Genomic DNA, 12,628 nt, shown 5'->3' on the forward strand with positions numbered 1-12,628 from the left:
AATCGGGAGATAATGAGATGGAACAGGAAATGCCGGTGATCAGAATATCGGTCCGGAATCTGGTAGAATTCATTTTACGGGAAGGCGATATTGACAATCGAACAGGAGGAATTCTGGATGCCGAAGCCATGCAGATGGGTGGAAAGATCCATAGAAAGATTCAGCGAAGCATGGGTGCGGGATATCACGCGGAGGTGTCGATGAAAAAGGAGATCCCATGTGACGGTTTCTGCTTGAAAGTGGAGGGACGCGCAGACGGGATTCTGGAAGAGGCGGACGTAGTGACAATTGATGAGATTAAAGGAGTACTCTGTGAGCTGGATGAAATCAAAGAGCCGGTGGGAGTACATCTTGCTCAGGCGAAATGCTATGCCTGGATGTATGCAGAGCAGAGAGACCTTTCTTTTATCGGTGTGCAGATGACGTACTGCCAGATGGATACAGAGGAGATCAAGAGATTCTGTTATACCTATGACTGCAAAGAATTGAAACTGTGGTTTGATGAACTGATCATGAAATATGAAAAATGGGCGAAATTCCAAGTGGAATGGCGCAGAAAGCGGAACGCATCTGCAAAAGGAGTCCAGTTTCCTTTTTCGTACCGGAAAGGACAGAAAGAGCTGGCGGCATCCGTTTATCGTACGATCCTGAGAAAGAAAAAACTGTTTATTCAGGCACCGACCGGTGTCGGAAAGACGTTATCGGCAGTGTTTCCGGCTGTGAAAGCAGTCGGGGAGGAGCTGGGGGAAAAGATCTTTTATCTGACGGCGAAGACGATCACAAGAACGGTTGCCGAGCAGGCGTTTCAAATCCTGAAAGAGCAGGGACTGAAAATGAAGGTGATCACGCTGACGGCGAAGGAGAAGATCTGTTTTTGCGATGAGACGGAATGCAATCCGGAATACTGTCCGTACGCAAAAGGACATTTTGACCGTGTAAATGACGCGGTGTACGAACTGCTTACTTCCACGGACGAGATGAGCAGAGCAGCGCTGGAAGAACAGGCGAAAAAGCACTGTGTGTGTCCGTTTGAGATGGGACTCGATGTATCCACATGGGCAGATGCTGTGATCTGTGATTATAATTATGTATTTGATCCAAATGCACATTTGAAGCGGTTTTTCTCCGAAGGAGTATCGGGGGAGTATATTTTTCTGATTGATGAAGCGCATAATCTTGTCGAGCGCGGAAGACAGATGTACAGTGCAGAGATCTACAAAGAAGATTTTCTGAATGTGAAAAAACTGGTGAAGACGCTTGATTATAAACTTGCGAAAAGGTTGGATGAGTGTAATAAGCTTCTACTGGCAATGAAGAAGGAATGTGAAGATTATCGGGTGGTGAGCAGTGCTTCCCATATTTACCTGAAATTAATGAATCTCATGCCGAGGATTGAAACGTTCCTGGAGAACTGTCAGGACAGGAACGTGGCGGATGTTGTCCGGGATTTTTATTTTTCGATTCGTTCCTTCATCAGTATTTATGAGGCATTGGATGAAAATTATGTGATCTATTCGCAAATGCAGAAGGATCAGAGATTTATGTTGAAGCTTTTCTGTGTCAATCCGGCGGCAAATCTCCAGAAATATCTGGATATGGGGAATAGTACGATCTTTTTTTCGGCAACGCTTTTGCCAATACAGTATTATAAAAAGCTGCTGAGCACGGACAAGGATAATTATGCGGTCTATGCGGAATCTACATTTGACCAGAGCAGACGTTTGATACTAAACGGAACGGATGTCAGTACACGATATAAGAAGCGAACGGAAGATATGTATAAGCGATATGCGGAATATATCTGGCGGACTGTTCGCGCGAAGCAGGGAAACTATATGGCGTTTTGTCCATCCTATCAATTTATGGAAGCTGTATATGATGCTTTTGAGAAAATGCGGTGCGAGATGGGAGATGGTCAGACGGAGTGTATTCTGCAATCTCACTATATGAACGAAGAAGCGAGAGAGATTTTCCTGGAAACATTTGAGGAAGTGCGCGAAGGAAGTCTGGTCGGTTTTTGCGTGATGGGAGGAATCTTTTCGGAAGGCATTGATCTTGCGGAAGAAAAACTGATCGGTGCCTTTATTATTGGTACCGGCCTTCCCCAGGTGTGCAGTGAACGAGCGATTCTCAAGGATTATTTTGACAAAGACGGCGGACAGGGATTTGACTATGCATATCTGTACCCGGGAATGAATAAGGTGCTGCAGGCAGCAGGAAGAGTAATCCGGACGGAAGAGGACAGAGGTGTGATTCTCCTTTTGGATGAACGGTTTCGGGAGCGCCGGTGCCGGGAGATATTTCCAAGAGAATGGGAGGATTGTGGAGCCTGCGTTTTAGAAGATGTGGAGGAGAAAGTGAAGGCATTCTGGGATAGCCAGAATGCCTAAAAGTCAGATCGTATCAGGATTTTGGGAGATGACAGGTTCGTCAAAATAATTAAGAAAAGCCTGAGCCGCTCTTGAGATGGGAACATGTTCGTTATAGGCGGCAATAAGCTGTCTTTTTGGAAGTTTTTCGGTAGTCTCAACGATGAAGAGATCGTCGGACTTTAACGGAAAACAATAATCCGGGATAAAGGCGATCCCCAGACCGATACTTGCAAGATCAATCAATAGGTCGTTGCTGCTGAGTTCAATCTCCGGGACGAGATCGAGCTGATGCTTCTGAAACAGAGAGTGAAGGAATTCGCTTGTCGTGCTTTTTTTGTCCAGCATGATGATTGGGTAATCCAGAAGCTGCTTTAAGGATAAGGGATGTCCTTTCAATTCGCGAAATGCGTGATTGGCGATAAATACATCCTGAAATTCTTTTATTTTTTTTATGGAGACCAGATTGCCGAGGTATGCGTTTGGATAGTTTGCTACGATCAAATCCACTTGACCTGTCTCCAAAAGTTCGGTACATTTAATAGATGTAGCATTGGTCACTTTTATGTGGGCATTTGGAAAAGCTCTGTGAAAGCGTTCCAGATAGGGAACCAGAAAGTATCGGCAGATGGTGTCACTTGCACCGATTCGGATCTGTCCGCCGGTGGTGGCGGATTCCAGAATCTGAGCCTCGCCGCGCTTGATCAGGTGGATCGCCGGTTCAATGTGGCGAAGAAGAATCTCGCCTTCCGGGGTGAGCTGTACTTTTTTCGTACTTCTTATAAAAAGAGTCTGATCCAGCTTCTTCTCCAGGGCTTTGATGGACTGGCTGACGGCAGATTGAGAGATATAGAGCTGCTTGGATGCTTCTGAGAAGCTCAGAGTATCGGCCACATAATAAAACACTTTATATAATTCGTAATTAATATCCATTATTAGTCCTCCTTATAAAACTCATTTGTATTATAAGAGATGTGGAAGAAAAAAACAAGAGAGATCGAAAGGAAAGATGGAATCATGAAGAAAGCGACAGGAAGAAAAGACAACGGGAAAATTATAGGTGAAACATGGCTTCATAAATTTCTGGGTGGTGTAATTGCTCTGAGCTTGATTTTTATATTTTTGATCAGCAGTTTTGAAATCGGTATTTACAGTGATTTTGATTTTTATGAAAAAGAATACAGTAAATACGGAGTTGAGGAGCAGCTGGATATGGAAATGGAGGACATCATGGAAGTCACAGAATATATGATGTCTTATCTAAGAGGAAAGGAAGAAGTCTTAAGTATCGAGACAATGGTAGAAGGGGAACGACAGGATTTTTTTAATGAACAGGATAGACTGCATATGGAAGATGTGCAGGGACTGTTTCTGGGTGGACTATCCCTGAGGAGAGCAACGTTTATTATTCTTATTGCAGGAGTTATTGCATTGTTTGCGCTCAAAGGAAATTGGAAAAAAATCATACCGTATATGTATGAGCGGATACTCGCGGTTTTTGCAGTTGTTATTGTGGCTCTGGGCGTTCTGATCTCGCAAAACTTTACGAAATGCTTCGTGATTTTTCATGAATTGTTTTTTGACAATGATCTGTGGATGTTCGATCCGGAATATGACTATATGATACGAATGCTCCCGGAAGGATTCTTCTTTGACATGGTTATCCGGATTGCTGTTATCTTTATTGTTATGCTTTTGGGATCTCTTATTGTTTGTGTGATAAGTAAACGATTGGACAGAAAAGAAGAGAATGTTAATTAGAAAAACTTATAAAACAGTTTAGATATATTGACTATACTTATAAAAATGAATGTGATAGAATAAGACTATGCAGTAACTTATGCTGCCTCACGCAGTTTAAAATATGATTAACTAATGGAGGAAATTATGAACAGTGTAAAACGAGTGTATGTGGAGAAAAAACCTGAATTTGCCGTTCAGGCGAAGGAACTTGGACATGAAGTGAAGAGTTACCTCGGAATCAAATCGGTTACAAATGTAAGGGTGTTGATTCGTTATGATGTGGAGAATCTCTCGGATGCCACATTTGACAGAGCATGTAATGGCGTTTTTGCAGAACCACCGGTAGATGTTCTTTATCATGAAGATTTTCCACATGGAGAGAATGACCGTATTTTTTCTGTGGAATTCCTTCCGGGACAGTTCGACCAGAGAGCGGATTCGGCAGTCCAGTGTGTGCAGTTTATTAAGGAAGATGAGCTTCCGGTTATCAAAACTGCTACAACTTATGTGATTGAAGGTGAGATCAGTGATGCTGAATTTGATGCAATCAAAGCTCATTGTATCAACCCTGTTGATTCAAGAGAAACGAGTCTTGATAAGCCGGAAACACTGGTGACCAAGTTCGATGAGCCGGCAGATGTTAAGATTTTCGAGGGATTCAAGGATATGCCGGAAGAGGAACTGAAGGCATTATATGATTCTCTGGGGCTTGCAATGACTTTTAAAGATTTTCTGCATATTCAGAATTATTTCCGGGGAGAAGAGAAGAGAGATCCTTCTATGACAGAAATCCGTGTCCTTGACACATACTGGTCTGATCACTGTCGCCATACGACGTTCTCTACGGAACTTACAGATGTAAGCTTTGGGGAGGGGGATTATCGTGCTCCGATCGAAGATACTTATAAAGAATACTTACAGACACACAGTGAGATCTTTAAAGGGCGTGAAGACAAATTTGTCTGCCTGATGGATCTTGCTCTGATGGCGATGAGAAAACTCAAAAGGGAAGGAAAACTGGAAGATCAGGAAGAGTCTGATGAGATCAATGCCTGCAGTATCGTTGTGCCGGTTGAAGTAGATGGTGTTGAAGAAGAATGGCTTGTGAACTTCAAGAATGAAACCCATAACCATCCGACAGAGATTGAACCGTTTGGTGGAGCGGCTACCTGCCTTGGAGGAGCGATCCGCGACCCGCTGTCAGGACGTACTTATGTATATCAGGCTATGCGTGTGACAGGAGCGGCAGATCCAACCGTTTCAGTAAAAGAGACGATCAAAGGAAAGCTTCCGCAGAAGAAACTTGTCCGCAGTGCCGCACATGGCTATAGTTCTTATGGTAATCAGATCGGTCTTGCAACCGGCCTTGTAAAAGAAATCTATCATCCGGATTACGTGGCAAAACGTATGGAAATCGGAGCAGTTATGGCTGCGGCTCCGAGACGTGCTGTTATTCGTGAGACTTCCGATCCGGGAGATATCATTATCCTGCTTGGCGGACGCACCGGCCGTGACGGCTGCGGCGGAGCAACCGGATCTTCCAAAGTTCATACAGAAGAATCGATTGAGACCTGTGGCGCTGAGGTTCAGAAGGGTAACCCGCCGACAGAGCGTAAGATTCAGAGACTGTTCCGCAGAGAAGAAGTCAGCAGACTGATCAAGAAATGTAACGACTTCGGAGCAGGCGGTGTTTCTGTAGCAATCGGAGAACTTGCAGACGGACTTCGTGTTGATCTGGATAAAGTACCGAAGAAATATGCCGGTCTGGACGGAACAGAAATTGCGATATCAGAATCGCAGGAACGTATGGCTGTGGTTGTTGATCCGAAGGATGCCGAGCAGTTCCTTGCATATGCAAAGGAAGAGAATCTGGAAGCGACAAAAGTTGCTGTTGTAACGGAAGAGCCGCGACTGGTATTGTCCTGGAGAGGAAAGGAAATTGTAAATATTTCCCGTGCATTCCTTGATACAAATGGTGCACATCAGGAGACAACTGTAAAAGTTGACATTCCTAACAGAGCAGACAGCCCGCTTGTACAGCAGGTAGAAGTAAATGATGTAAAAGAAAAATGGCTTGATACACTGAAAGACCTGAATGTATGCTCACAGAAAGGACTTGTTGAGATGTTCGACGGTTCGATTGGAGCAGGTTCTGTCTTCATGCCACATGGTGGAAAATATCAGATGACAGAGACGCAGAGCATGGTTGCGAAGCTTCCGGTTCTGAAAGGAAAATGCGATACCGTAACCATGATGAGTTATGGATTTGATCCGTACCTGTCAAGCTGGAGCCCATACCATGGAGCTGTATATGCAGTGACGGAATCCATTGCAAAGATTGTTGCATGCGGAGGAGATTACAGGAAGATTCGCTTTACATTCCAGGAGTATTTCCGCCGTATGACCGAAGATCCGTCCAGATGGAGTCAGCCGTTTGCAGCGCTTCTCGGAGCATATAAAGCGCAGCTTGGATTCGGTCTTCCGTCCATCGGAGGTAAAGACAGTATGTCCGGTACGTTCGAACACATTGATGTACCGCCAACACTGGTTTCCTTTGCGGTAGATGTTGCAAAAGAACAGGATATCATCTCTCCTGAATTGAAAAAAGCAGGTAACAAGCTTGTATGGCTTCGTATTGAAAAGGATGAATATGAGCTTCCGGCATATGATAAGGTGATGGAGCAATATGGTAAGTTCACGGAAGATATTCACAATGGAAGAATCGTTTCAGCATATGCACTTGACCGTCACGGTGTGATCGCCGCTGTCAGCAAGATGGCATTTGGTAACGGAATGGGCGTTAAGATCGAGCATAACATGGATGCCAGAGAATTATTTGCTCCTGCATTTGGAGATATTATTGCGGAAGTTCCGGCGGACAAGGTTGGAGAACTTGGCATTTCTTACACCGTGATTGGTGAAGTGACCGATGATGCGGCATTCTCTTATGCAGATGTCAGAATTACACTTGCAGAGGCAGAAGGCGCATGGACTGAGACTCTGGAGAAAGTATTCCGTACTGTATCCGATGAGGCATCCGAGGAGAAGGTAGAATCACCGCTTTATGATACAAAGGATATCTATATCTGCAAAAACAAAATCGCTCAGCCGCATGTATTTATTCCGGTATTCCCGGGCACAAACTGTGAATACGACAGTGCGAAGGCGTTTGAACGTGCAGGTGCGACTGTAACGACAAGAGTATTTAAGAACATGGATGCGGCGGACATTCTTGATTCCGTTACCGAATTTGAAAAAGAGATTGCGAAAGCCCAGATCATTATGTTCCCGGGCGGATTCTCAGCAGGTGATGAACCGGATGGCTCAGCGAAATTCTTTGCAACTGCATTCCAGAATGCAAAATTAAAAGAAGCTGTTGAGAAGCTGCTGAATGAGCGTGACGGACTTGTACTCGGAATCTGTAACGGTTTCCAGACACTTGTCAAACTGGGATTGGTTCCTTATGGTGAGATCGTAGGCCAGACAGCAGATTCACCGACGCTGACATACAATACCATCGGACGTCATATTTCCAAGATGGTATATACCAAAGTTGTGACGAACAAATCTCCATGGCTGCAGGGTGCTGAACTTGGCGGCGTATATACCAATCCGGCTTCTCATGGTGAAGGACGTTTCGTAGCAAGCAAGGAGTGGCTTGACAAGCTGTTCGCAAACGGACAGGTTGCGACCCAGTATTGCGATCTTGATGGCAATGTTTCTATGGATGAAGAGTGGAATGTCAATGGTTCATATTGTGCGATCGAAGGTATTACAAGCCCGGATGGACGAGTACTTGGCAAGATGGCACATTCAGAGCGTCGCGGCGACAGTGTAGCTGTCAATATTTACGGCGAGCAGGATATGAAGATTTTTGAATCCGGAGTGAAGTATTTTAAATAAGTCACAAGTCTGTTTGATGTAATATAAATAAAATGAGAACCGTTTTCATACAATACATATGATATGGCAAATTGCTAAGAATATGGATGTGTGAAAATGGTTTTTTTTTTGTAAAAATACAGAATGGTAGCAATGCACGTGCAGGAAATACAAAGAATACTTGCAGGAAAAATAATATAAATCAATAATATAATCAGAAATATTATATAAAGTGAAACAGAATGCGCTCTGATATTCAAATACAGGAAAAAAATAGCAAAAAAAACTTGACATTGTATAGAGGATGTTTTAAAGTGGAAAAAGGTTATTCAGTGGTTTTCATAATGAAATTGATTTGGTAAATATGAAAAGCATTTGAAAAAATGAACAGGAGGTATTGAGTAGTATGTCATATGTTGATGAGGTAATTGAATCAGTAGTTAAAAAGAATCCGGCAGAACCGGAATTTCATCAGGCAGTCAAAGAGGTTTTGGAATCTCTTCGTGTTGTAGTAGAGGCGAATGAAGAAAAATTCAGAAAAGATGCGCTTCTGGAAAGATTAGTAGAACCGGAGAGACAGATTAAGTTCCGTGTACCGTGGGTAGACGATAAGGGACAGGTTCATGTTAACACAGGATACCGTGTACAGTTCAACAGCGCAATCGGACCATATAAAGGAGGGCTTCGTCTCCATCCGTCCGTAAACCTCGGTATTATCAAGTTCCTTGGATTCGAGCAGATCTTTAAGAATTCTCTTACCGGTCTTCCGATCGGTGGAGGTAAAGGTGGTTCTGACTTTGATCCGAAGGGAAAATCAGACAGAGAAGTAATGGCATTCTGTCAGAGCTTTATGACAGAGCTTTGCAAATATATCGGTGCAGACACGGATGTGCCGGCTGGAGATATTGGTACAGGAGCAAGAGAAATCGGCTACATGTTCGGACAGTATAAGAGAATCCGCGGACTCTACGAAGGTGTTCTTACAGGTAAAGGATTAAGCTACGGCGGATCTCTTGCACGTACAGAAGCAACCGGATACGGACTTCTGTATCTGACAGAAGAGATGCTGAAACTCAACGGAATTGAGCTTGCAGGCAAGACAGTGGCAGTATCCGGATCTGGAAATGTTGCTATTTATGCTACACAGAAAGCTCAGCAGCTCGGAGCAAAGGTTGTTACCGTAAGTGATTCTACAGGATGGGTATACGATCCGGAAGGAATCGATGTGGCAGCACTGAAAGAGATCAAAGAAGTAAATCGTGCAAGATTGACAGAGTACAAGAAGTATCGTCCGAACTCAGAATACCATGAAGGACGCGGTGTATGGTCTGTAAAAGTAGATATTGCACTTCCGTGTGCAACACAGAATGAACTTCTTCTTGATGATGCGAAACAGCTTGTCGCAAACGGATGTATTGCAGTAGCAGAAGGAGCAAATATGCCGACAACCATCGAAGCAACACAATATCTTCAGGAGAACGGCGTATTATTTGCACCTGGTAAAGCAGCGAATGCAGGCGGTGTTGCAACATCTGCTCTGGAAATGTCTCAGAACAGCGAACGTCTGAGCTGGACATTCGAAGAAGTTGATGCGAAACTGAAAAACATCATGGTAAATATCTGCCATAACATGGCTGATGCAGCAGAACGTTACGGAGCAAAAGGCAATTATGTAGTGGGTGCAAACATTGCAGGATTTGAAAAAGTTGTAGATGCTATGACTGCTCAGGGAATTGTGTAATAGAAATATACTGTAATAGATAGAACAATAATCAATAGATAAGCCGGGATGATCGCAGAAATGAGATGATCCCGGCTTTTTATTTCGTAACTGAAATAACACGTTGTTTTGAACAAGAAAAAAGTCTGGAAAACCAGACTTTTTAGTAGCGGGAACTGGATTTGAACCAGCGACACCACGGGTATGAACCGTGTGCTCTAGCCAACTGAGCTATCCCGCCATATTCACTTTTCAGTGAAGTGGGACCAATAGGGCTCGAACCTATGACCCTCTGCTTGTAAGGCAGATGCTCTCCCAGCTGAGCTATGATCCCATTTCTGTAAGTTGCTTTCCCGCAACCGACTTCTATAGTATATCTCGAAGATCTCAAAATGTCAACACTTTTTTTGAAAAAAATTATTTTTTTTGAGAATGCCATTTGGCGTGTTTGGGATAGGAATAAAGAGGCATGGATTACAGAAGCCGTAATCGAAAAAACATGGAAATTTCAATTCAAGTATGGTAGAATGAATAACAGTTCAGTTACATGAGGATACTGTAATTGTTGTGATGATGTAGAATACGGAGGAAGAAAAAATGCAAGGAAAAACGAGAAGGACGTTGATGATTCTTGTAGGTGCATACCTGATATATAATGGTGTCAAACTGATTATGGATGTTATGCAGGGCAACCCGAACTACAAGACAGTTTTGATCATTTTCGGAGTCATCTTTATTGTATTTGGTGCTGCTACAGTGATTTTGAATATCCGTGAACTCCTGAAGGATATGAAAGCAGAAAAGGAAGTATCCGGTGACGCGGAAAACGGAGACGATGATGAGAGCGTTGACGAGACCACAGTTGAGGTAGAAGGAACCGGGAATCCGGCGCGTACTGACAATACGGAACGTGTGTGGAAAGCTCCGACCGTTGCTGATGAAAAGAATGAATCTGCAAATTCAGGCGATGGAAAGGACAGCGATGATGGTGAAGTGATGATGGACGAAGACGCAGAGCCTCTGGATGAGGATCCCGATTTTTCTGAAATGGATGAGGAAGGATGGGGAACTGCTTCCGGAGAAGAAACAGATGAAGAGGCAGAAGAAGAGCCGTAAAAAGAAGAATCAGGTACATATCGGGAAGGAGAAGACGGGATATGCGGGTTGGAATGGGATATGATGTACACAGACTAACGGAAGGAAGAGATTTGATTCTTGGAGGAGTGAAGATTCCTTATGAGAAGGGGCTTTTGGGACATTCCGATGCAGATGTTCTTCTGCATGCGATTATGGATGCTCTTCTGGGAGCTGCGGCTCTCGGCGATATAGGGAAGCACTTCCCGGATACGGATGAAAAATACAGTGGTATTTCCAGCATGAAGCTGCTTAAACATGTGGCAGGCCTTTTGGAGGAAAATCTGTATATTGTAGAAAATATTGATGCCACTATCATTGCGCAGAAACCGAAGATGCGTCCGCATATTGCGCAGATGGAGGAAAATATAGCGAGTGCTTTGGGGATTGAGAGAGACAGAGTGAACGTGAAAGCGACAACAGAAGAAGGGCTTGGATTTACCGGAAGCGGAGAAGGAATTTCCGCTCAGGCAATTTGCGCTCTTGAGAAGATTACGAATTTCAGCAGTACGGATGTGATGCAGACTGAGGGGAGAAGCTGCGCCGGCTGCCGGGGATGTATGAGGTCAGAAGAATGATACTAAGAAAACTAAAGGCAAACGAGCATGTGCTTACGAGACCACTCTGGGAACGGGTGTTTGACGAAGATACGACAGAATTTTTAGATTATTATTATACTTCCAAAACGGAAGACAATGAAATCTACGTAATCGAGAAGGATGGAGAGATTCATTCCATGCTGCATTTAAATCCTTATGTGCTTCAAATTGGTAAAAAGGAAGAAGGCAGCCGATATATTGTGGGAGTTGCTACCGACAGAATGTATCGCGGGCAGGGGCAGATGACAGAATTGCTCCGAAAAGCGGTGAGGGATATGTATACGAAGAAACTGCCGTTTACATTTTTGATGCCGGCAGATGAAAAGATTTATTATCCGCATGATTTTCGCTTTGTGTATGCGGCGGAGCAGTGGGAAGCTTTCATGGCAAATGGGGAAGTACCGTCGCTGGATGCAATTCTTCACAGCGGCAATGGAAAACGGATACTGCTCAGACCTGCGCTTGCGTCTGATTGTAAGAAAATAGCGGCTTTTGCGGAACATATTCTGGAAGAAAAATACCAGATTTATGTCAAAAGAGACTGGCTGTATTATGAAACTTTGCTCAGGGAGCAGAAAAGTCAGAAAGGCGGAATCCTCCTTGCGGAGACAGATGATGAAATCAAAGGGATTCTGGTATTTGATGAAGAAAAGGATTTTTCGGTACGGGAACCGCTGGTAGAACCGGGATATGAGGATATTTTTGAAAAAGGCGGTCTGATCCTTAAGAAACAGGAAAAGAAAAAACCAATGATTATGGCCAGGATCCTGCATGTAGAATCTCTGCTGTCGTGCATGGCCTGCGATGAGGATACAGAGTTCCAGTTCATTCTTGTGGATCCGGTTATCCGGGAGAATAATAAGATATTCAGCATTAAGGGAAACAAAGAGCATCTGGTGGTTCGAACGAAACCCATTGCAAAAGGAAAGAGTGACGGCATCCAGATGATTAGTGTGGATGCGCTGACAACGATTTTATTCGGCTATAAGAGTCTGGAAAAAGTGGAGGAAGAGGAGCAGGAGAAATTCTCTGCGGAATTCAAGGAGAGTATTTCCAAGCTACAGCCTTTGAATCGGATTCTTTTGAATGAAATCGTATAATGTGATAATTTTTGCTTTGCGGTTGACAAATTAATCAATTTCGCATAGTATATAGAAGAATAGGCAAATAGTTTGAAAGAC

8 protein-coding genes, 2 tRNA genes and 1 other annotated feature (1 of these 11 running past the window's edge) are annotated in these 12,628 nt (G+C 43.7%); of the genes, 7 read left to right on the top strand and 3 right to left on the bottom strand.

The window, feature by feature from the left end:
• Positions 1 to 17: 17 nt before the first annotated feature.
• The gene (locus ACTNBR_RS05335) at positions 18 to 2,390 is read left to right on the top strand and encodes an ATP-dependent DNA helicase (protein ID WP_427805528.1); all 2,373 of its coding nucleotides are present in this window, start codon (positions 18 to 20) and stop codon (positions 2,388 to 2,390) included.
• A 3-nt stretch (positions 2,391 to 2,393) separates the two neighbouring features.
• On the opposite strand, the gene ACTNBR_RS05340 is transcribed toward ACTNBR_RS05335, so the two are convergent.
• The gene (locus tag ACTNBR_RS05340) at positions 2,394 to 3,302 is read right to left on the bottom strand and encodes a LysR family transcriptional regulator (protein WP_427805529.1); all 909 of its coding nucleotides are present in this window, start codon (positions 3,300 to 3,302) and stop codon (positions 2,394 to 2,396) included.
• Between the two features lie 84 nt (positions 3,303 to 3,386).
• Here ACTNBR_RS05340 and ACTNBR_RS05345 point away from each other — a divergent pair, with 84 nt between their 5' ends.
• The 3 genes from ACTNBR_RS05345 to gdhA all read left to right on the top strand — a co-directional run bounded on the left by ACTNBR_RS05345 (position 3,387) and on the right by gdhA (position 9,735).
• Positions 3,387 to 4,130, top strand: a complete 744-nt coding sequence (locus ACTNBR_RS05345; RefSeq protein ID WP_441016909.1) for a TIGR01906 family membrane protein — start codon at positions 3,387 to 3,389, stop codon at positions 4,128 to 4,130.
• Positions 4,131 to 4,256: 126 nt separating this feature from the next.
• Positions 4,257 to 8,015 carry a phosphoribosylformylglycinamidine synthase gene (locus tag ACTNBR_RS05350; RefSeq protein ID WP_441016906.1) on the top strand — a complete coding sequence of 1,253 codons (3,759 nt, stop codon included), beginning with the start codon at positions 4,257 to 4,259 and terminating at the stop codon, positions 8,013 to 8,015.
• Positions 8,016 to 8,400: 385 nt separating this feature from the next.
• On the top strand, positions 8,401 to 9,735 hold the full coding sequence (gene gdhA, locus ACTNBR_RS05355; protein ID WP_427805532.1) for an NADP-specific glutamate dehydrogenase: 1,335 nt from the start codon (positions 8,401 to 8,403) through the stop codon (positions 9,733 to 9,735).
• Positions 9,736 to 9,881: 146 nt separating this feature from the next.
• Here gdhA and ACTNBR_RS05360 read toward each other — a convergent pair.
• Together ACTNBR_RS05360 and ACTNBR_RS05365 are read right to left on the bottom strand one after the other, a co-directional pair.
• Positions 9,882 to 9,955 (bottom strand) — tRNA-Met (locus ACTNBR_RS05360).
• 20 nt (positions 9,956 to 9,975) lie between these two features.
• Positions 9,976 to 10,048, bottom strand: a tRNA-Val gene (locus ACTNBR_RS05365).
• Between the two features lie 263 nt (positions 10,049 to 10,311).
• Between ACTNBR_RS05365 and ACTNBR_RS05370 the strand changes: the two genes are divergently transcribed.
• Genes ACTNBR_RS05370 through ACTNBR_RS05380 form a run of 3 tightly spaced genes read left to right on the top strand, consistent with a single transcriptional unit; the run spans position 10,312 to position 12,547 of the window.
• The gene (locus tag ACTNBR_RS05370) at positions 10,312 to 10,830 is read left to right on the top strand and encodes a hypothetical protein (RefSeq protein WP_441016903.1); all 519 of its coding nucleotides are present in this window, start codon (positions 10,312 to 10,314) and stop codon (positions 10,828 to 10,830) included.
• Positions 10,831 to 10,871: 41 nt separating this feature from the next.
• Positions 10,872 to 11,426: a 2-C-methyl-D-erythritol 2,4-cyclodiphosphate synthase gene (gene ispF, locus ACTNBR_RS05375; RefSeq protein WP_427805534.1), complete on the top strand. Its 555-nt coding sequence runs from the start codon at positions 10,872 to 10,874 to the stop codon at positions 11,424 to 11,426.
• On the top strand, positions 11,423 to 12,547 hold the full coding sequence (locus ACTNBR_RS05380) for a GNAT family N-acetyltransferase (protein ID WP_441016900.1): 1,125 nt from the start codon (positions 11,423 to 11,425) through the stop codon (positions 12,545 to 12,547). The genes ispF and ACTNBR_RS05380 overlap by 4 nt, the downstream gene beginning before the upstream one ends.
• Before the next feature lie 73 nt (positions 12,548 to 12,620).
• Positions 12,621 to 12,628 (top strand) — a binding site (T-box leader); it runs 239 nt beyond the window's last position.

Source organism: Bariatricus sp. HCP28S3_F11 (assembly GCF_052065395.1).
Classification (GTDB): Bacteria; Bacillota; Clostridia; order Lachnospirales; family Lachnospiraceae; genus Allocoprococcus.

Excerpts from the sequence above, each read along its gene's own strand:
- ACTNBR_RS05335 (WP_427805528.1), top strand. The coding sequence starts at position 18 with ATGGAACAGGAAATGCCGGTGATCAGAATATCGGTCCGGAATCTGGTA.
- ACTNBR_RS05340 (WP_427805529.1), bottom strand. The coding sequence starts at position 3,302 with ATGGATATTAATTACGAATTATATAAAGTGTTTTATTATGTGGCCGAT.
- ACTNBR_RS05345 (WP_441016909.1), top strand. The coding sequence starts at position 3,387 with ATGAAGAAAGCGACAGGAAGAAAAGACAACGGGAAAATTATAGGTGAA.
- ACTNBR_RS05350 (WP_441016906.1), top strand. The coding sequence starts at position 4,257 with ATGAACAGTGTAAAACGAGTGTATGTGGAGAAAAAACCTGAATTTGCC.
- gdhA (WP_427805532.1), top strand. The coding sequence starts at position 8,401 with ATGTCATATGTTGATGAGGTAATTGAATCAGTAGTTAAAAAGAATCCG.
- ACTNBR_RS05370 (WP_441016903.1), top strand. The coding sequence starts at position 10,312 with ATGCAAGGAAAAACGAGAAGGACGTTGATGATTCTTGTAGGTGCATAC.
- ispF (WP_427805534.1), top strand. The coding sequence starts at position 10,872 with ATGCGGGTTGGAATGGGATATGATGTACACAGACTAACGGAAGGAAGA.
- ACTNBR_RS05380 (WP_441016900.1), top strand. The coding sequence starts at position 11,423 with ATGATACTAAGAAAACTAAAGGCAAACGAGCATGTGCTTACGAGACCA.